A 19,419-nucleotide genomic window follows, 5' to 3' on the forward strand; every position below is an offset into this window, starting at 1 on the left:
CGTGCTGTGCTCCATCATGCGGCCAGGCCCTGGGGCCGGTACGTTTTGCTGTCCCAGATCTGCAGGTCGGCACTGGTCGAACCGGTGCGGCCATCCTCGAATTTCACCTGGGTCTCGATGTACTGCGTTGTCTTGCCTTCATACAGGGCAGAAATGAGCACCGCGTACTTTTCAGCGATGAATTTGCGGCGCACCTTGCGCGTGCGCGTCAGCTCGTCGTCGTCCGGGTCGAGTTCCTTGTGCAGCACGAGGAAGCGGTGCACCTGCGTGCGGTCCATCAGCGGGTCGGCCGCCAGTTCCGCGTTGACCTGCTCGATGCAGTCGCGGATCAAGCCATAGGTTTCGGCGCGCGCCGCCAGATCCGTGTAGCCGGAGTAGGCGATGCCGCGCCGCTCGGACCAGTTGCCCACCGCTTCGATGTCGATGTTGATGAAGGCGCACACCTGGTCGCGCGCATGGCCGAAGGCCACCACTTCCTTGATGAAGGGGAAGAACTTGAGCTTGTTTTCGATGTAGTTGGGCGCGAACATGGCGCCGCAATTCATCTTGCCCACGTCGGCCGCGCGGTCGATGATTTTCAGATGGCCTTCGCTGTCGAACACGCCCGCGTCGCCCGTATGGAAGTAGCCGTGATCGTCGATCACTTCGGCCGTGGCGTCGGGACGCTTGAAGTAGCCGCTCATGGTGGCGGGCGACTTGACCAGCACTTCGCCATTGGCCGCCAGCTTGACTTCCACGCCCGGCGCGGGCAAGCCGACGCTGTCGAACTTGATATTGCCGTCCGGTTGCAGACACACATAGGCGCAGGTTTCGGTCGAGCCGTACAGCTGCTTGAGGTTGACGCCGATGGAGCGGTAGAAGCGGAACAGGTCGGGGCCGATGGCGGCGCCGGCCGTGTAGGCGACGCGCACGCGCGACAGTCCCAGCACGTTTTTCAGGGGGCCGTAGACGAGCAGTTCGCCCAGCTTGTAGCTGATGCGGTCCGCCAGTGGCACGGGCTTGCCGTCCAAAATCTGCGCGCCGCAGCGCTTGGCCACGTCCATGAAATGGCTGAACATGTGGCGCTTGATACTGCTCGCGTCTTCCATGCGTATCATCACGCTGGTGAGCATGTTCTCGAACACGCGCGGTGGCGCAAAGTAGCAGGTGGGGCCGATTTCGCGCATGTCGATCATCACCGTGTCGCCCGATTCGGGGCAGTTGACGGTGAAGCCGGCCACCATGGCTTGCGCCAGCGAGAACAGGCAGTCGCCGACCCACGCCATGGGCAGGTAGGACAGGATGTCTTCATTGTCGGTCAGCTTGTCGAAGGCGACGCCGCCTTCGCCGGCTGCCAGCAGCGCCGTATGGCTCTGGCACACGCCCTTCGGCTTGCCCGTGGTACCCGAGGTGTACAGGATCACGGCCGAGTCGCTGCCTTGGCCCGCTGCCACGGCGGCGTCGAAAAAGCCCGGGTGTTCGCGGTCATAGGCCCGGCCCAGCGTCTGCAGGGCGGCAAAGGACGTCAGCTCCGGCTGGCGGTAATGGCGCATGCCCCGTTCATCGTCATAGGCGATGTGGGCGACGTGCGGATACAGGGCCTTGAGTTCGAGCAGCTTGTCGACCTGCTCCTGGTCTTCGACGATGGCGTAGCGGATTTCCGCATCCTGCAGCACGTAGGCCATGTCGGCGGCCGGCGCGTCCTGGTACAGTGGCACGGGCACGCCGCCCAGGCTTTGCGCGGCCAGCATGGCCCAGTACAGGCGGGGACGGTTGTCGCCGATGATGGCCAGGTTCATGCCGCGCTGGAAGCCGATGGCGGCCAGGCCGCAGGCCAGCGCGCGCACTTCCTCGTTCACCTCGGACCAGGTCCAGGTTTGCCAGATGCCCAGGTATTTTTCGCGAAAGGCGGGCTTGTCGGATCGTACTGTCCCGTGTTGCAATAAGCGCCGCGGAAAAGTCGGCATTGCTGCTGTGGTATTCGTTTGCACCAGTGTCTCCCTGTTGCTTGTCTCAGGCCCCACCTCGTTGGATGGCGCTCTGTGTTTTTTATGTGTAAGGCGTTTGTGCAATGATAGTAGCTTGCGTTAGTTTGCCAAGTTGTCTTTTCGGGGACATTTACCCACTTTTCGATGGTGCATCGCACAATGATCAATCCTGATATCAGCCTCAAGGATGCCGTGCGCGCGGCCCACTGGGCGCAGCTGCTCGACCCCGTGCAAATGGCCCGGGTCGAGGCCGATGTGTTCGAGACTTTCGTGCCGAAAGGCGGCTTTGTCTGCCGCAAGGGCGAGCCGGTGGACAACTGGATCGGCGTCATCAGCGGCATGGTCAAGATGAATAATTTTTCCGCTTCCGGCAAGGCCATGACGTTTACGGGCTTGTCACCGGGCAGCTGGTTTGGCGAAGGTTCGCTGCTCAAGCGCGAGATGCGCAAATACGACACCATCGCCGTGCGCGACACGCGCGTGGCGCGCCTGCCTGCCAGCACCTTCCACTGGCTGCTGGAGACAAGCCTGCCATTCACGCGCTTCCTGCTGATGCAGCTCAACGAGCGCCTGGGCCAGTTCATCGGCATGATGGAAAACGAGCGCCTGCTCGACCTGAACACGCGTGTGGCGCGCTGCCTGGCGTCGATGTTCCATTCGCATCTGTACCCGAGCGTGGACACCCTGGTGCAACTGTCGCAGGAAGAAATCGGCCTGCTGTCCGGTTCCTCGCGCCAGCGCGCCAACCAGGCCTTGCAGGTGCTGGAAAAAAAGGGGTTATTGCGCCTCGATTACGGCGGCATCCGCGTGCTGGACCTGGAAGGCTTGCGCCGCTACGAGGCCGATGATGGAGACTGAAGTCTCCAGCCGTGCCGCAGCGCTGCGTGCACGCCTCGAGGGTGCTGCCGTCGACCATGCGCGTTTCACGGGGCCGCCGGTCGATTTCAACGACTGGACACCGGAGGAACTGGGCGCCATCTGGGGGGCGTTGCACCGCGCGGCGCGCTTCGGCCATGATGATATTGCGCGGTTGAATCTGGCGCGCACGCTGCTGGAACAGGTGACTGAGGCCGGACTGGCGCCGCAGCTGGCTGGCGCCGTGTTCCTCGACGCACTCGACGCGGCCGCTGAGTACAACGGGGAATGGGAGTATGTCATCGGCTGCCTGGCCTGCCTGCAGGGCGAGGCACCGGCAGGCACGGCGGCGCAGGCGCGGCGCATTCTCGGCGAAACCTCGGGCTGGGCCGAGCGGCCCTACCAGGCCTGGCTGCTGGCGCGCCTGGCGGGTGACGACACCCCTGTCCAATTTGCGCAGCTGATGGAGGAGCGCCACGCCCGTTATCCGATGCCATTGACCTTGCAGGAATTGGCACTGCTGCCGCAGCTGGCGCAAGCGTCCCTGCTGGCGCTGGCCGGCTCGCCCCATAGCAGCTTCTGGAACCGCGACAGTATCGGCGAGGCGGATCCCGCCGAGGTGCTGGCCGACGATGCGGCGTATGTCGATTTTGCGCGCACGATACTGGAACAGGCGGCGCGCCATATCGCCGCCATCCATGACGGCAGCGTGCCGTATGCAGCCGATGCCGCCTTTGCCACGGCAGACTCTCCGGTGCTGGCGCGCGCCGCGCGGGTCGCCGCCTATCGCGATGATGCCTGGTTCCGGCCCGTGATCGCCGTCTTGCTGCCTTTGGCATGCGTGGCGCCCGGCGCGGCAAAAAGCGCGCCATCGCAATCGCTGGCGATGGCGCTGGGCCATGCGGTGGAAACCATCCCCACGCCCGAAAGCTTGCTGGCCCTGCGCACGGCGCTGGCGCAGGTGCGCCATGCGGGCATCCGCAAGAAGCTGGAACGCAATCTGAAACCGGCCGAACGGGCGCTGGCCGAGCGGCCCGATATCGCCTGGAGGATCGGCATGCCCGGCCCCATGGGCAAGCGGCGCCAGGCCATGCTGGCGCGCCGCCTGGAAGCGGGCTACGCCAGCGAGGTGTGGTTTGGTCTGGACCAATGGCGCGCCTTGCGCGACGATGCCGATATCGAGACAGTGGCGCGCGCGCTGGTCTGGCGCACGGGCGACGGCCAGGCTTTCATGCTCGACGGGAAGGGCGCCATCGATGCGCAGGGGCAGCCAGTGCAATTGCCTGAGCAAGGCGACATCGGCCTGTGGCATCCGCTGCACGGCAGCGGGGAGCAGCGCGCCGCCTGGCAGGCGCTGCTCGCGCAGCGGCGCGTGCGCCAGCCGCTGCGCCAGGTGTATCGTGAAATATATGCACCGTCCGGCGACGATAGCGCCCCATTTGCCGGTTACCAGTTGTCGCTGCCTACCTTGCTGGGACTGGCCCGCCGCGAAGGCTGGCGGCTGGATGACGATGAAGGCTTGTCGCGCCAGTTCGGCGTCTGGCGCGTATTGCTGCGCCTCGGAGGACGCATATATCCAGGCGCGGGCGGCGCCTGCACGTCCAACGGACTGGCGCCCGCGCAGATGATGCCGATGGCGCCGGTGGCGTATTCGGAAGCGTGCCGCGCGGTGGACCTGCTGGTCAGCGCCAGCGCCCTGGCGCTGGTGGAAGAAGAGCAAAGCGCGCAGCGCGAAGAGCGCCTGTTTTACCTGGCCAATCTGGCACCGGGGCCGATGGCGGGCATGCGGCGCACCGTGCTGTGTCAGGTATTTGCCCAGCAGATCGAAGCCGGGCGCATGGCGCTCGAACCGCGTCACCTGACGGTAGGCAGGCACGCGATTCACCTGGTCACCGGCAGGGTCACACTGGACGGCGCCGAAGTGGCGACCGAGGTGCTTGCGAAGGGGAACAAGCTGGGCGCCGTGCCGTGGCTGCCGCACGATGAGGCACTGCTGGAAAAAATCGTCGGCCTCGCCGGCCAGCTGCTCAAGCGTTGAAGATGACCCCGCATCCTGTCTGATCCTGGCCCTGAGGCTGTGTGAGTACTGCATTGCCGGCAATCGGAGTATCATGATCGCTTCCCAGCACAGCACCTTTTCGCCGCCATGCAGACATCCGTTCACAGTAATCCCGCCTCCCGTTTGACCTTGCTGCGCGCCGCCATGCGCGCGCAGCATATCGATGCCCTGATCGTGCCATCGGCCGACCCGCATTTGTCCGAGTACCTGCCGGCGCGCTGGCAGGGCCGCGAGTGGCTGTCGGGCTTTACGGGTTCCGTCGGCACCCTGGTCGTGACGCAGGATGTCGCTGGCGTGTGGACCGATGGCCGCTACTGGGAACAGGCGGAAGACGAGCTGGCCGGCAGCGGCATCGTCCTCAAGAAAATCCCGTCCGGCGCCAGCGTGCTGTATATCGACTGGCTGGGCGAGGCCATGCAGCCGGGGCAAACGGTGGCCGTCGACGGTGCCGTGCTGGGCCTGGCCAATGCGCGCCTGCTGCAGCAGGCGCTGGGTGAGCAAGTGACCCTGCGCACGGACACCGACGTGCTGCAAGCCGTCTGGCCCGATCGCCCGGCCATGCCGGCCGCGCCCGTGGTTGAGCATGCGGCCGCCTATCCGTCGCTGTCGCGCACGCAGAAACTGGCGGCCCTGCGCGCCAGCATGGCGGCCCACGGCGCCAGCCACCATGTGATTTCCACCCTCGACGATATCGCGTACCTGTTCAACCTGCGCGGCGCCGACGTCAGTTACAACCCCGTCTTCCTCGCGCATGCGCTGGTGGGACCCGAGCGTGCCACCCTGTTCGTCGCCGACGGCAAGCTGCCCGCCGCGCTGCGCGCCACCCTGGAAAGCGAAGGCGTGGACGTGGCCGCGTATGACCGTACGGCGGCCGCGCTGGCCGCCTTGCCGGCTGGCGCCACCTTGCTGCTCGACCCGCGCCGCATCACGTTCGGCACGCGCCAGGCCGTGGCCGAGGGCGTGCGGGTGGTGGAAGCCATCAACCCGACCACCCTGGCCAAGTCGCGCAAGACGGACGGCGAAGCGGCCCACGTGCGCGCCGCCATGGAGCAGGACGGCGCCGCCCTGTGCGAGTTTTTCAGCTGGCTGGACGCCACCCTGGCCGACCCGCAGCGCGCGCCGTTGACGGAAATCGGCGTTGACGAACACCTGACGGCCGCCCGCGCCCGCCGCGCCGGTTTTGTCAGTCCCAGCTTCGGCACCATCGCCGGCTTCAATGCGCATGGCGCCATCATGCATTACCACGCGCATGCGGATACGGCAGCGACCATCGAAGGCGACGGCTTGTTGCTGATCGACTCGGGCGGCCAGTATTGGGGCGGCACCACGGATATCACGCGCGTCGTCCCCGTCGGCACGATCACGGCCCAGCACAAGCGCGATTTCACCCTGGTCTTGCGCAGCATGATCGCCCTGTCGCGCGCGCAGTTCCCGCGCGGCGCGAAGTCGCCCATGCTGGACGCGATTGCCCGCGCACCGCTGTGGGCAGAAGGCATCGACTTTGGCCATGGCACGGGCCACGGCGTGGGATTTTTCCTCAACGTGCATGAAGGACCGCAATCGATTTCGCAGTCCGCCATGCCGGAGCCGCAGACGGCCATGGAAGCGGGCATGATCACCTCCATCGAACCGGGCATTTATCGCCCTGGCCAGTGGGGCATCCGCATCGAGAACCTGGTTCTCAACGTTCCCGCAGGGACGACGCAGTTCGGTGAATTCCTCCGTTTCGAAACCTTGACCCTGTGCCCGATCGACACGCGCTGCGTGGAACGCTCGCTGTTGCGCGATGACGAGGCGGCTTGGCTCAACGACTATCACGCCACCGTGCGCGCGCGCCTGGCGCCGCACCTGGCCGGCGGTGCGCTGGCGTGGCTGGAACAGCGCACGGGAGCCATCTGATGCGCTCGACCCGCGCCACCTCCGCCATCGAACGGCTCAAGGAACGCACCGGCAACCGCCTCTACACGATGGCGCGCACGGGCGATGAACTGTTTTTCCTCACCGAAGGCCCCGGCTTGCCGCCTTTGTGCCCGCCGCTGGAACTCGATGCCTTTGTCGCCTTCGTCAATGGCCTGGGACCGCAAAAGGCGCGCCGCGTCAGCAAGCTCGATGTGGCGTTTGAAAAGCAGCTGACGAAAAAGCCCTAAATGCCGACCATCGACTTCCTGCGCGCCTACTGGTCGCCGGCCGAGCTGGCGACGAATGGCGTGATCCTGCTGAACCTGCTGGGCGCGCTGCTGCTGGGCTTGCTGGTGGGTTACGAGCGTTCGTATCACGGGCGTGCGGCGGGCATGCGCACCTACAGCCTTGTCTGCATGGCCTCGGCCGCGCTGACGGTGCTGGGCGGCTATCCGGAGTTCTGGTACGGCGGCCATGGCGCCATCGTCGGCAGCGACCCCACGCGCGTGATCCAGGGCATCGTCACGGGCGTGGGTTTCCTCGGCGCCGGCGTCATCATGCGCGAGGGGTTCAATATCAGCGGCCTGACGACGGCCGCCTCGATCTGGGCTTCGTCCGTGATCGGCATCATGGTCGGCATCGGCTTTTATCTGTCGGCCATGGGCCTGGCCTTTTTGTGCGCGATGGCGATGATTTTTCTGTCAAAATTGGAGAACTGGCTGCCGTCGCGCCACGCCGTGGCCATCACCATGCGCTTCAAGCAAGGATTCATTCCCCGTGAAGATGCGCTGCGGCGCATGGCCGCCAAGCGCGGCTACGACATTGCCGGCGGCTCGCTGACCATCGGCAGCAACGAAGGCATGCAGGAATGGCGCTTTGTCGCCATCGCGCATGGCAAGAACACGGGCGCCAGCCTGTCGGCCATGTCGGCCGAACTGGCCGCCTTCGAAGGCATCGCCGGCTTCCAGCTGTCGCATGCCCGCAATTGACATGGATGCTGAGAGGATGGACATGGATGCACAGGCCAAAGAGGTACTCGATTTCTGGTTCCTGCCGCCGGATAACCCAGACTATGGCCAATCGCGCGCGGAATGGTTCCGCAAGGATGATGCTTTCGACGCGCAGATACGCGCGCGTTTCGGCGCGCTGATCGATGCCGCCATCGACGGCGGCTTGCGCGAATGGGATGCGACGCCGCACGGCGCGCTGGCGCGCCTCATCGTGCTCGACCAGTTCACGCGCAATGTGTATCGCGGCACGTCGCGCGCCTTTGCCGGCGACGCTCAGGCGCTGGCGCTGGCCATCGCCTTGACGCAAGCGGGGCAGGATGGACAACTGCCGCCGATGCTGCGCGCTTTTGCCTACCTGCCGTTCGAACACGCGGAAGACCTGGCCATGCAGGCGCGCGCCGTCGAGCTGTTCCAGCTGCTGTCGCAGGCGCAGCCCGGTTTTGACGGCATGCTCGACTATGCCGAGCGCCACCAGGAAGTGATCGCCCGCTTTGGCCGCTTCCCGCACCGTAACGCCATCCTCGGCCGCGCGTCCACGCCGCAAGAGCTGGAATTTTTGCGCCAGCCGGGATCGAGCTTTTAGAAAATCATCATGAACGTCACACTCAATATCATCGGCGCCGGCCACGTGGGCCGCGTGCTGGGCAGGCTGTTTGCGCAAACCGAGGGGACGCATGGTGGAAAAATCCTGGTGCAGGATGTGCTGACGCGGTCGATGGCCTCGGCGCAAGCGGCCGTCGCTTTCATCGGCGCCGGTACGCCCGTCGACAGCTATGCTGCCTTGCGCCACGCCGACGTCACCATGCTGGCCGTCTCCGACGACCAGATCGGCCCGGCCTGCGCGGCGCTGGTGGCCGAGGGACGCCAGGCGGGCGCCATCGTGTTTCACTGCAGCGGCGCGCTGGCCTCGAACGTGCTGCTGGCGGCCACGCAGGCCGGCGCGTTTGTCGCCAGCGCCCACCCGATCCGCAGCTTTGCCGACCCGGCACAGGTGGCCGCCACCTTTGACGGCACGTTTTGCGGCGTCGAAGGCGACCCGCTGGCGCTGGCCTTCCTCACGCCGGCCTTGAATGCCATCGGCGCGCGCCCCGTGCCCATCGATCCGGCCGCCAAGACCCTGTATCACGCCGCCGCCGTCTTCGCCAGCAATTACCTGGTGACGGTGCTCGACGCGGCCTTGCGCGCGTATCAGGCGGCCGGCATTCCCGAGCCGGTGGCGCGCGAACTGGCGCAGCCGCTGGTGACGGAAGCGGTGGCCAATGTATTCCGCCTGGGTGCCGCGCCCGCACTTTCCGGTCCCATCGCACGCGGTGATTCGGCCACCGTGCAACGCCAGCAGCTGGCCGTGCAAAGCTGGGATGCCGCCACTGGCGAGCTGTACCGCGCGCTGGTGGCGCCCACGCAGGACCTGGCCAGGCGCAAGCGCGGTGGATGACTCAGGCCGCGTGCACGCCGTTGCGGCCGTGATGCTTGGCCTGGTACAAGGCGCTGTCGGCACGTGAAAAAAAGGCCGATTCGCTTTCCTCCGGCCGGTACTCGGCCACGCCCAGGCTGATCGTCACGGGTAGCTGCGGCGCGGGCAGGCCGAAATCGTGGCCTTCGATGGCGGCGCGCAGGTTTTCCGCCACTTCCGCCGCTTGCGCCAGGCTGCAGTTATTCAGCAGTACCAGGTATTCCTCGCCGCCCCAGCGCGTGATGACGTCGCTTTCGCGCACGGTGGCGCGCGCCACGTCGGCCACGCCACGGATGACCTTGTCGCCCCACAGGTGGCCGTGGGTATCGTTGACGCGCTTGAAGAAATCGATGTCGAAGAGGATGGCGGACATCGGCTGCTCGTTGCGTCTGGACAAGAGCATGGCGCGCTGGAACAGCAATTCCAGCGATTGGCGGTTCAATAGCCCGGTCAGCGCATCCGTCGAGGCGATGCGCTCGATGCGGCGCTGGTAGCGGTTCACCGTCAGCAGGGTCAAGCCCAGGACCAGCAGGGTGACGCCAAAGCTGATGGCCAGGTTGAAGATGAACACGCGCTGCAGTGACTGGACTTCGTCGCTGACATTCTGCTCGACCACCAGGTACCAGCCCAGTTCGGGAATGAAACGCGAATTGACGAGGATTTCCGCGCGGCCCAGCTGGTACGACAGATGCGTCGGTTCGCTGCGGTGGTTGATGATCTGCTCGGCAATGGCGTTCACGCCTGGCAGGCTGCGGATATTGCCGCGCCCGTTGCGCATGGTCTTGCCCGCCAATACCAGCGTGCCGGCGGCATCGACAAAATAGATGTTGCGGTGGAAGCGCGCCTGGTAGCGGTCGATGATGTGGCTCATGGTGTCCAGGGTCAGGCCGATGCCGGTGGCGCCGATGAACCGGCCGTCGTAGTCAACCACGCGGTGGTTGATGAAGATGGTCATGCTGTCGCGGTTGGCCATGTCGATATCGACGTTCGTTTCATAATCGGTCTTGTCCATCGCGCGCACGCGGTAGTACCAGATGTCGCGCGTCTCTTGCGGGCTGATGGATTTCAAGGTGCCTTCCGCGTAATAATATTTGCTGCTCTTGTCCGAGACGAGAAAGCTGGTGATGGCACCGTATTTCTTCTTGACCTCGGCCAGGTAGCGCACGATCTGTTCCGGCTTGTTTTCGCCGGCCAGTATCCAGTCGCGCACGAAGGTGTCGTGCGCCATCAGCGAGGAGATGAAGACGGGGCGCAGCATGTCTTTCTGGATTTCCGAATAAATATTGTCGCCCGTCAAAGGCAGGGTCTGGTCGGCGATGCCGTGCTCGATGGCCTGGCGCGAGGCCAGGTAGCTGGCCAGGCTGGTCGCCATGAAGCCCGCCCCCAGGATCAGGGTCAGGAGGATGAGCAGGCGGTATTTGATCGACAGAAGACGCATGGAGACGGGGAGTGGCCGGCGGGAAGGCTATCGTGACGCAAGCCAAAAGTATGCAGCAGGGCGGGTATTGGCGCAATGATAACTGGTTTTATTGATAATTTACCCTGGCGAACGCGACAAGATAACCACGACTTACCAAATAAAAGTGCCGATTTGTCGACAAAGATGCCAATTAGCAATAAGATTTGATGAGGGGAATCATTGCGCACCGCCCCTGTCTTGCCGCCCGTTTCAGGCGCAGGATATTACGCGCAGGGAGTGTTGCATGTTATTTTTAAAGAGTACGTCCGTCAGCAAGGCCCCCGGCATTTACGAGGTCGACATCGCCGCCAAGCCACCTGGCAAGACCTTCGGCATTTTTCTCGCCACCGATCCCGACCATCCACCATCAGCCTTGCTGGGGCAATTGAAGGCGTTGGGCTTCGAGAACACCTATAGCTCGCCCTACCTGCACAAGGATGGGGGCAAAGTGCTGGACCTGCATTTCCAGAAGGATGGCACGGATATCTTCAAGGGCTGGAAAACCGAGGAGTGCACGCAGAACGTGGCGGCCATCACGGCGCTGTTCGAAGAGCATGGCATCACGATCTCCCCACGGGTGATGTCGATGGCGGAAGCCTACGCTTAATCTGCCTCAACCGCGTCAGCCTGTCTCCACGCCGATGTGATACAGCGCCCATGGGCAGCTGGCAAAACGTTCGGCCAGGGGCAGCGCCGCCACGGCCGCGATGCGGTCCGCGTCATGGATCGCCCATAGCGGCCCCAGCCCGCCCAGCGCCATCGCTTGCCCGTCCAGGTGGGTGGCGACAATAAAACGCTGTGCGCGCGCCTGCGCCATGGTCAGCGCCGCCGCATAGCCATCGACGGCGCGCAGCAGCAAGCGAATCTCACCTTCCTCGGGCGCGCCCGCCGCCTTTAATACATCGACCAGCAACGGCCCGCGCAAGGCATGCGCCTTGCCGTCGTATTCCAGGGTGGGGTGAATCGTGCGCGCCGGCAAGTTCGCCAGCGCCGCAAAGTCGAATGCCCGCGCCCGCTCAAAACTGATCTTTTGCTTGTGCATCATCTGGTCGCGCACGGCGTCGAACGGACCGCGGTTCGGCTTGTCGATGCTGCCTGTGACGGTCAGCAAGGCCGGACCGCGCAGGCCGGCGGGTGCCGCCCGGGCGATGGTGGGCAAGGCCGCGCCGGCCATGGCGGCGGCGAGAAACTGGCGTTTATGCATGCACTTCTCCTCTGACTGAAAATCGATAATGTTCTTAAGTCTATCTTAAGTTCGCTCAACGGTGCGCATTTTACGGTTATTGTCAGTTTGGTATGTTGGCTTACATCTTGTCACAGTTCTTACGGAATGGAGAAAGACGTAGCTTTTTTCGGCTGTTATTGTGTCCTCATCGCACTTCGCTGAACTGCGAATCCAGGCATGAATCTAGGAACATCCACCAATTAAGAGAGAGAACATGATGAAGAAGAAAATCCTGTTTGCAATGATCGCTTCCGTTACCGCACTGACCGGCATGAGCGCCGCACACGCCGAGGGCGCCTATGTGGGTGCCGGTGTCACGGGCAACCGCTACAACTTCGATATTCCTGGCGCCACCAGCGCCGATAATCACAGCGGCTACAAGGCTGGCGCCAAGATCTTCGCCGGTTACGATTTCGATAAAACCTGGGCGGTCGAGGGTGGCTATGCCGATTTCGGCAGCAAGGATTACAGCTATGTCACCGGCGCCGGCAACGGTTCCGTGAAAAGCGATTCGCACGGCTACTACCTGGCCGGCAAGGCCACCATGCCCGTGACCGACAAGGTCGGCGTGTTCGGCAAGCTCGGTGTGGCCAAGGTCAAGAATAGCCTGAGCGGCACGGGCCTGTCGACCGGCATCAGCGGCAACGACAAGACGGGCGTGTACGCTTCCGTCGGCGCCCAGTACGCGATCAACGAGAAAGTCTCGCTGACGGCGGAAGTGGAACACTTCGGCAAGAGCGCCGACCAGGGCCGCAAGGCTACGGGCCTCGCTTTAGGTGCACGCTACAACTTCTAATCACCTGGAAGTTTGCTGAAAAAAAAGGCAGTTACCATGAGGTAACTGCCTTTTTGCATGGCCAGACCGAAATTACGTGGTCAAAGGCTTGTAGCGGATACGTTTCGGCTTCGCGCCTTCTTCACCCAGGCGTTTCTTCTTGTCGGCTTCATATTCCTGATAGTTGCCGTCGAAGAAGGTGACTTGCGAGTTGCCTTCGAACGCCAGGATGTGCGTGGCGATACGGTCGAGGAACCAGCGATCATGGGAAATGACCATGACGCTGCCGGCAAATTCCAGCAGGGCGTCTTCCAGCGCGCGCAAGGTTTCCACGTCCAGATCGTTCGATGGTTCATCGAGCAGCAGGACGTTGCCGCCCATTAAGAGGGTTTTCGCCAGGTGCAGACGGCCGCGTTCACCGCCGGACAGGTTGCCCACTTGCTTTTGCTGGTCCGAGCCCTTGAAGTTGAAGCGGCCCAGGTAGGCGCGCGACGGCATTTCGAAGCGGCCCACCGTCAGCATGTCGGCGCCGCCGGACACGTCCTCGAACACGGATTTGTTGTCAGCGAGACTATCGCGGTTCTGGTCGACGATGGATACGCGCGCCGTCTGGCCGATGGCCACTTCACCGCTGTCCGGCGTTTCCTTGCCGGTGATCATCTTGAACAGGGTCGACTTACCGGCGCCGTTGGGGCCGATAATGCCGACGATGGCGCCTGGCGGCACGGTGAAGCTCAGGTTATCGATCAGCAAGCGGTCGCCGAACGCTTTTGACACGTTCTTGAACTCGATGACTTCATTGCCCAGGCGCTCTGCCACGGGAATGAAGATCTCCTGCGTTTCGTTGCGCTTCTGGTATTCGTGCTCGGACAGCTCGTTGAAGCGGGCCAGGCGGGCTTTCGACTTGGCCTGGCGCGCTTTCGGGTTCTGGCGCGACCATTCCAATTCCTTCTGCAGCGCTTTCTGGCGCGCCGATTCCGTTGCCTCTTCCTGCTTCAGGCGGGCTTGCTTCTGGTCCAGCCAGGTCGAGTAGTTACCCTTCCATGGAATGCCGTGGCCGCGGTCCAGCTCCAGAATCCACTCTGCCGCGTTGTCGAGGAAGTAGCGGTCATGGGTGATGGCCACCACGGTGCCGGGGAAGCGCAGCAGGAATTGTTCCAGCCAGTCGACCGATTCCGCATCCAGATGGTTGGTCGGTTCGTCCAGCAGCAGCATGTCGGGTTTCGACAGCAGCAGCTTGCACAGCGCCACACGGCGCTTTTCACCGCCGGACAGCACGCCGATGGTGGCGTCCCATGGCGGCAGGCGCAGTGCGTCGGCGGCCATTTCCAGCTGCAGATTCAAATTGCCGCCGTCGGAAGTCGAGATGATCGCTTCCAGGCGTGCCTGTTCCGTGGCCAGGGCGTCGAAATCGGCGTCTTCCTCGGCATATGCGGCGTACACGGCTTCCAGCTTGGCTTGCGCTTCAAACACTTCGCCCAGGCCCGATTCCACTTCCTGGCGCACGGTTTTTGCCGGGTCCAGCTGCGGTTCCTGCGGCAGATAGCCGATGTTCAGGCCCGGCATCGGCACGGCTTCGCCCTGGATGTCGGTGTCGATGCCTGCCATGATTTTCAGCAGGGTCGATTTGCCGGAGCCGTTCAGGCCCAGCACGCCGATCTTCGCGCCTGGGAAGAATGAGAGGGAAATATCTTTCAGAATCTGGCGCTTGGGCGGGACGATTTTGCCCACGCGATTCATGGTGTAGACGTAATTTGCCATTAGAAATCTCGGGTGATATACAAAGACGGACAGGATACGGTAAACGCCCGCTTCCGGCCAGCGCTGTGCGCTGACGGAACGGGCCGGTCAGGCGGCCACGCGCGCGCGGCGGCTGCTCCACAGGCCTTCGGCCGCATACAGGCCCAGCGCCGTCCAGATGACGAGGAAGCCCAGCATGCGCTCGGGCGTGAACGATTCATGGAAGACCCACACGCCGATCAGGAGCTGGCCCGTGGGCGCGATGTATTGCAATAGCCCCAGCACGGCCAGCGGCAGGCGGCGTGCGCCGGCGGCAAACAGCAGCAGGGGAATGGCCGTGATGGGGCCGGACGCCAGCAGCAGCGCGCGCGTGGCGGTGGAATCTGTATTGACGAAGCCGCTCTGGCCATGCCAGGCCAGCCACAGCATGTAGGCCAGCGCCAGGGGGAACAGAATCAATGTTTCGAACGACAGGCCTTCCAGCGCGCCCAGCGCGGCCGTTTTGCGCAGCAAGCCATAGCCGCCGAACGAGGCCGCCAGCAGCAGGGCGATCCAGGGCACTTGCCCCGCCTGCCAGGTGAGCCAGGCCACGCCGCAGGCGGCCAGGCCGATGGCCAGCCACTGCAGGCGGCGCAGGCGTTCGTGCAGCAGCAGAAAGCCCAGCATGACATTGATCAGGGGCGTAATGAAGTAGCCGAGGCTGGCGTCGACCACGTGGCCGTTGTTGACAGCCCAGATATAGATGAACCAGTTGGCCGAGAGCAAAAACGCACTGGCGACGAAGCTGGCCACGACCCTGGGCTGCGCTTTCAGGCTGCCCAGCCAGCTCCACTGCCGGCGCACGGTCAGCACGATACCGAGGAACAAGAGCGACCAGACCATGCGGTGCGCGAGGATTTCCTGCGGCGCGATCTCGCCGATGGCATGAAAGTACAGGGGGAACAGGCCCCAGCACAGGAAGGCGAGGGAGGCGTACAACATGCCTGGATTCATGATGGGCTTCGCAGGAGAGTAGACAGTCTGTCATTATGGCTGAAAACATCGGGGGCTGCCCGGCGCCGCTGGCGAGGCGTAGAATGGCAACAAATCAATGGCCGCAAGCCCGCGCAGCAAGGCGGAGCGGCACAAAACCACGACTTTGGGGCAGCTGCGGAACCATGCAAAAATACTCTTGCTATTTGCTAATACCTATCATATTGTGCGATGCAACAAAACAAAAACGGGTGCAATCTTGACGTCGGAACATAAAAAAAGCGGCCTGGCTGGCCTGACCTTGGCGGCCGTCGGCATCGTTTACGGCGATATCGGCACCAGTCCGCTGTACACCTTGAAGACCGTCTTCGATCCGGCCCACGGCCTGATGCTGTCGCCCGAGAACTTGCTGGGCATCGTCTCGCTGATCTTCTGGGGCCTGACCCTGATCGTCTCGCTCAAGTACGTGACCCTGGTGTTGCGCGCCGATAACCGCGGCGAGGGCGGCATCATGGCCCTGATGGCGCTGGTGCTGTCGTCCGTCAGCCGCCTGTCGCGCTGGCATTTCCCGCTGATGGTGATCGGCGTCTTCGGCGCCACCCTGTTCTATGGCGACAGTGTGATCACGCCGGCCATTTCCGTGCTGTCGGCCATCGAAGGCCTGGAAGTGGCCACGCCCGCCTTCAGTCCGTACGTGGTACCGCTGACCATCGTCGTGCTGGTGGCGCTGTACTCGGTGCAATCGCACGGCACGGCCGGCATCGGCCGCTATTTTGCCCCCATCATGGTGCTGTGGTTTGCCGCGCTGGCCGGCATGGGCGTAGTCAACATCATCAAGTCGCCCGCCATCCTGGCTGCGCTCAATCCCCTGCACGCGGCGACTTTCCTGATGAATAACGGCTTCGTTGCCTTCGTTGCCCTGGGCGCCGTGGTGCTGGCGCTGACGGGCGCCGAGGCGCTGTACGCCGACATGGGCCACTTCGGCAAGAAGCCGATCCGCCTGGCCTGGTTCCTGATCGCCTTTCCCGCGCTGGCGCTGAATTACCTGGGCCAGGGCGGCTTGCTGCTCGCGCATCCGGAAGCCGTCACGAATCCGTTTTACCAGCAACTGGGCGCGTGGAGCGTGTACCCGCTGGTGATCCTGTCGACCATGGCCACCGTGATCGCCTCGCAGGCGACCATTTCCGGCACCTTCTCGATGACCAAGCAGGCGATCGCGCTGGGCTTCTTGCCGCGCATGCGCGTGCGCCACACGTCGGAAAGCGAAATCGGGCAGATCTACATCCCCGCCGTGAACTGGCTGCAACTGGCCGTGGTGCTGCTGGCCGTCATCGGCTTCGGTTCTTCGGAAAACCTGGCCGCCGCCTACGGTATCGCCGTCACGGCCACCATGCTGTCGACCACGATCCTGACGTTCTTCGTCATCCGCTACCGCTGGAAGATGAACCTGGCCCTGTGCTGGGCCGCCACGGGCTTTTTCCTGATTATCGACGTCAACCTGGTGTCGGCAACTGCGCTGAAACTGTTCCATGGCGGCTGGTTCCCGCTGCTGCTGGGCTCGATTTTGTTCATCGTCATGCTGACCTGGAAGCGCGGCCGCCAGCTGGTGTTTCAGAACCTGGAAAAGCATGCGATCCCGCTCGACGATTTCCTTTCGTCGCTGTTCATCGCGCCGCCGCTGCGCGTGCCGGGCACGGCCATCTTCCTGCGCGGCGAAACGGATGGCGTGCCGCATGCGCTGCTGCATAACTTGCTCCACAACAAGGTGTTGCATGAGCGCGTCATTTTCCTCACCGTCTTCATGCATGAAGAGCCGTGGGTGGCGCCATTGGAGCGCGTGCGCGTGGTGGACCTGGGCCATCAGTGCTACCAGGTCAATGTGCATTACGGTTTCAAGGATGAACCGGACATTCCGTCCGCGCTGGCCCAGTGCGCGCAGCAGGGACTGGATTTCGAGATGATGGAAACGTCGTTCTTCATCGCGCGCCAGACCATCATTTCGACGCCGGGCGCCGGCATGATGCCGTGGCGCGAGCACCTGTTCGTCACCATGTCGCGCAATGCGCGCACGGCGGCCGACTACTATCAGATCCCGAGCAACCGGGTGATCGAACTGGGCACGCAGGTGGAAATCTAGACGTGACAATGGGGCGGAATGATTATTTTGGCAATGTTGTATTGTTGCGTAATCTTCCGCCGCGCTTACGTCTGCTTACAAATTGGCTGCGCGACTCCTGTTAAACTGCTGCTCGCACCGGTCCGCACCGTACGGGCCTCAGCCACACACCAATATTTAAAGGGAAACCATGAAATCGGTATTTCAAATGATCGCCACCCTCGCTTGTGCCGTGGCCCTGACCGCTTGCGGTGCTGCTGCCAACACCGAGAAGCCGGTCGTGCTCGACCCGAATACGCAAGTGAAAGAACTGACCATTACCGATCCGGTGGTCGGCACCGGTACGGCAGCGGCAGCGGGCGACACCCTGCTGGTGACTTACACGGGCTGGCTGTATGACGCAAGCAAGCCGGGCAACAAGGGCGTGCAGTTCGATGCGAACCAGACTGGCGCCGGTTTTAGTTTCCCTCTCGGTATCGGCCAGGTCATCCTGGGCTGGGACCGCGGCCTGGTCGGCATGAAGGTCGGCGGCACGCGCGTGCTGGCCATTCCGTATGACCTCGGTTATGGCAAGGCGGGCAGCGCGCCGAAGATTCCTGGCTATGCCGGCTTGCTGTTCGAGATCAAGCTGGTGAGCGTGACGAAAAAGTAGGCACGCGCAGGGCAGCAAAGCAAAAGGGCGATTCCACGGAATCGCCCTTTTTGCTTTGGCGGGCCCTTTACGCCTCGGGCGGGGCCAGCTCCTGGAAGTAATACGTGGCGCCGCCCAGGTTGGCCGGCGCGTCATATTGCAGCACTTGCGTGCGGCGCAGCGCCACCGGTGCGCTGAAGGCGGGACCGTCGTAGACGAAGGTGTGGAATTCGCCGTTTTCGCCGCAGGCGTCGACGCCGGGCGGCAGGTCGGCGAGGAAGGAAGCGTCGAACTCGCGTCCGCAAAATGCGCGCGGCAGGTGCTGGCCATTGATGCACACGACGATGGCCTTGAAGCCGGCGGCGAGAAATTCGTCGACCAGCGCGCGGCGATCCCCGCCCCACAGGGGCAGGTGCGCCGTCAGGCCGGCGACCGCGCAGACTTTTTCTTCCCAGTCGCGGTGCGGCTGCAGGTCGATGTCGCCAAACAGCGCGTGATCGATGCCCTCGGCCTTGGCCGCGCGCAGCATGGCGATGAATTGCTCTTCGTAGCTGGCCCAGCTGGCGTGATAGCGCTGCAGGCGCGCGCCCAGGCTGGCCGCCTGCGCGGCGAGCAGCTCGGGCGGCACGCCGTGCGAGCGCGATTTGCGGCCATCTTCATCCATGGCCGTGATCAACAGCGGCACGTCCATGCCGGCGTTGCGCGCGCGCCACAGGGCCAGGCAGGAATCCTTGCCGCCGCTCCAGGAAATCAGGGCCGTCGTCATGCCGCTTGCTCCACCGCGCGCAGCATGTCGACGTGCTGTATGCCGTCTTCGTCGTACGGTGCGCTGACGGTGACAAAGCCGAACGACTGGTAGAAGCGCTCCAGGTACTGCTGTGCGCCGATGCGGATGGCGTGGCCAGGATGCTGGCGTACGGCGCGGGCGATGCCTTCCGTTAATAGCTGTTTGCCGGCGCCCGTGGTGCGCGCCTCGGGCGCCGTCAGCACGCGGCCCAGCGACATTTCCACATACTTGGCGCCCGGTGCCAGCACGCGCAGGTAGGCGGCCAGACGGCGCTGGCCATCGACCGTTTGCCAGCCCAGCAAATGCATGGCTTGCTGGTCATGGCCGTCCAGATCCGGATAAATGCACTGCTGTTCGATGACGAACACGCGCTGGCGCAAGGCCAGCACCTGGTACAAATCGTGGGGGCCGAGTTCGTCGAACGTGTTCCATTGCCAGCTGATCATGGGTCATCCTTGATTGAGAGTGGCG

18 protein-coding genes are annotated in these 19,419 nt (G+C 63.6%); 11 read left to right on the forward strand and 7 right to left on the reverse strand.

Translation table 11 applies throughout. From position 1 onward, the window contains the following. Positions 1-14 precede the first annotated feature (14 nt). Positions 15-1,946, reverse strand: coding sequence for an AMP-binding protein (locus SKZ59_RS13130; protein WP_139091327.1), 1,932 nt, complete (start codon positions 1,944-1,946; stop codon positions 15-17). A 180-nt stretch (positions 1,947-2,126) separates the two neighbouring features. Here SKZ59_RS13130 and SKZ59_RS13135 point away from each other — a divergent pair, with 180 nt between their 5' ends. The 7 genes from SKZ59_RS13135 to SKZ59_RS13165 all read left to right on the forward strand — a co-directional run bounded on the left by SKZ59_RS13135 (position 2,127) and on the right by SKZ59_RS13165 (position 9,225). Next, on the forward strand, positions 2,127-2,825 hold the full coding sequence (locus tag SKZ59_RS13135; RefSeq protein ID WP_034752824.1) for a Crp/Fnr family transcriptional regulator: 699 nt from the start codon (positions 2,127-2,129) through the stop codon (positions 2,823-2,825). Next, complete coding sequence (locus SKZ59_RS13140; RefSeq protein ID WP_319992031.1) at positions 2,812-4,860, forward strand: DUF4132 domain-containing protein; 2,049 nt, start codon at positions 2,812-2,814, stop codon at positions 4,858-4,860. The genes SKZ59_RS13135 and SKZ59_RS13140 overlap by 14 nt, the downstream gene beginning before the upstream one ends. 108 nt (positions 4,861-4,968) lie before the next feature. Then, on the forward strand, positions 4,969-6,780 hold the full coding sequence (locus SKZ59_RS13145; protein ID WP_319992032.1) for an aminopeptidase P family protein: 1,812 nt from the start codon (positions 4,969-4,971) through the stop codon (positions 6,778-6,780). Continuing rightward, positions 6,780-7,028, forward strand: a complete 249-nt coding sequence (locus SKZ59_RS13150; RefSeq protein ID WP_034752831.1) for a hypothetical protein — start codon at positions 6,780-6,782, stop codon at positions 7,026-7,028. Before SKZ59_RS13145 ends, SKZ59_RS13150 begins: the two co-directional genes overlap by 1 nt. Beyond that, on the forward strand, positions 7,029-7,769 hold the full coding sequence (locus SKZ59_RS13155) for an MgtC/SapB family protein (RefSeq protein WP_034752834.1): 741 nt from the start codon (positions 7,029-7,031) through the stop codon (positions 7,767-7,769). Between the two features lie 16 nt (positions 7,770-7,785). Then, entirely contained in the window at positions 7,786-8,373 is a 588-nt protein-coding gene (locus SKZ59_RS13160; protein WP_319992290.1) for a DUF924 family protein, read from the forward strand. Positions 8,374-8,382: 9 nt separating this feature from the next. Beyond that, positions 8,383-9,225, forward strand: coding sequence for a Rossmann-like and DUF2520 domain-containing protein (locus SKZ59_RS13165; RefSeq protein WP_070304440.1), 843 nt, complete (start codon positions 8,383-8,385; stop codon positions 9,223-9,225). A 1-nt stretch (position 9,226) separates the two neighbouring features. On the opposite strand, the gene SKZ59_RS13170 is transcribed toward SKZ59_RS13165, so the two are convergent. Further along, positions 9,227-10,681 (reverse strand): sensor domain-containing diguanylate cyclase, encoded by a 1,455-nt coding sequence (locus SKZ59_RS13170; protein ID WP_319992033.1) that lies wholly within the window; start codon positions 10,679-10,681, stop codon positions 9,227-9,229. Positions 10,682-10,946: 265 nt separating this feature from the next. On the opposite strand from SKZ59_RS13170, the gene SKZ59_RS13175 reads away from it, so the two are divergent. After that, on the forward strand, positions 10,947-11,309 hold the full coding sequence (locus SKZ59_RS13175; RefSeq protein ID WP_034752842.1) for a hypothetical protein: 363 nt from the start codon (positions 10,947-10,949) through the stop codon (positions 11,307-11,309). 15 nt (positions 11,310-11,324) lie between these two features. Here SKZ59_RS13175 and SKZ59_RS13180 read toward each other — a convergent pair whose 3' ends face one another. Beyond that, positions 11,325-11,906 carry a molybdopterin-dependent oxidoreductase gene (locus SKZ59_RS13180; RefSeq protein WP_319992034.1) on the reverse strand — a complete coding sequence of 194 codons (582 nt, stop codon included), beginning with the start codon at positions 11,904-11,906 and terminating at the stop codon, positions 11,325-11,327. Positions 11,907-12,141: 235 nt separating this feature from the next. Here SKZ59_RS13180 and SKZ59_RS13185 point away from each other — a divergent pair, with 235 nt between their 5' ends. Beyond that, the gene (locus tag SKZ59_RS13185) at positions 12,142-12,723 is read left to right on the forward strand and encodes a porin family protein (RefSeq protein ID WP_034752848.1); all 582 of its coding nucleotides are present in this window, start codon (positions 12,142-12,144) and stop codon (positions 12,721-12,723) included. Between the two features lie 72 nt (positions 12,724-12,795). Here SKZ59_RS13185 and ettA read toward each other — a convergent pair whose 3' ends face one another. Continuing rightward, positions 12,796-14,463 carry an energy-dependent translational throttle protein EttA gene (ettA, locus tag SKZ59_RS13190; protein ID WP_034752850.1) on the reverse strand — a complete coding sequence of 556 codons (1,668 nt, stop codon included), beginning with the start codon at positions 14,461-14,463 and terminating at the stop codon, positions 12,796-12,798. Between the two features lie 87 nt (positions 14,464-14,550). Next, the gene (gene rarD, locus SKZ59_RS13195; RefSeq protein ID WP_219328558.1) at positions 14,551-15,435 is read right to left on the reverse strand and encodes an EamA family transporter RarD; all 885 of its coding nucleotides are present in this window, start codon (positions 15,433-15,435) and stop codon (positions 14,551-14,553) included. A 238-nt stretch (positions 15,436-15,673) separates the two neighbouring features. On the opposite strand from rarD, the gene SKZ59_RS13200 reads away from it, so the two are divergent. Both SKZ59_RS13200 and SKZ59_RS13205 read left to right on the forward strand, forming a co-directional pair. Further along, entirely contained in the window at positions 15,674-17,551 is a 1,878-nt protein-coding gene (locus SKZ59_RS13200; protein WP_319992035.1) for a potassium transporter Kup, read from the forward strand. Between the two features lie 169 nt (positions 17,552-17,720). After that, positions 17,721-18,182 (forward strand): FKBP-type peptidyl-prolyl cis-trans isomerase, encoded by a 462-nt coding sequence (locus SKZ59_RS13205; RefSeq protein WP_034752853.1) that lies wholly within the window; start codon positions 17,721-17,723, stop codon positions 18,180-18,182. Positions 18,183-18,249: 67 nt separating this feature from the next. Here SKZ59_RS13205 and SKZ59_RS13210 read toward each other — a convergent pair whose 3' ends face one another. Beyond that, the gene (locus tag SKZ59_RS13210; RefSeq protein ID WP_319992036.1) at positions 18,250-18,927 is read right to left on the reverse strand and encodes a diphthine--ammonia ligase; all 678 of its coding nucleotides are present in this window, start codon (positions 18,925-18,927) and stop codon (positions 18,250-18,252) included. Continuing rightward, the gene (locus SKZ59_RS13215) at positions 18,924-19,394 is read right to left on the reverse strand and encodes a GNAT family N-acetyltransferase (RefSeq protein ID WP_219328556.1); all 471 of its coding nucleotides are present in this window, start codon (positions 19,392-19,394) and stop codon (positions 18,924-18,926) included. The genes SKZ59_RS13210 and SKZ59_RS13215 overlap by 4 nt, the downstream gene beginning before the upstream one ends. Positions 19,395-19,419 lie beyond the last annotated feature (25 nt).

The sequence above is a fragment of the Janthinobacterium sp. GMG2 genome, assembly GCF_033949445.1.
Taxonomy (GTDB): domain Bacteria; phylum Pseudomonadota; class Gammaproteobacteria; order Burkholderiales; family Burkholderiaceae_D; genus Janthinobacterium; species Janthinobacterium aestuarii.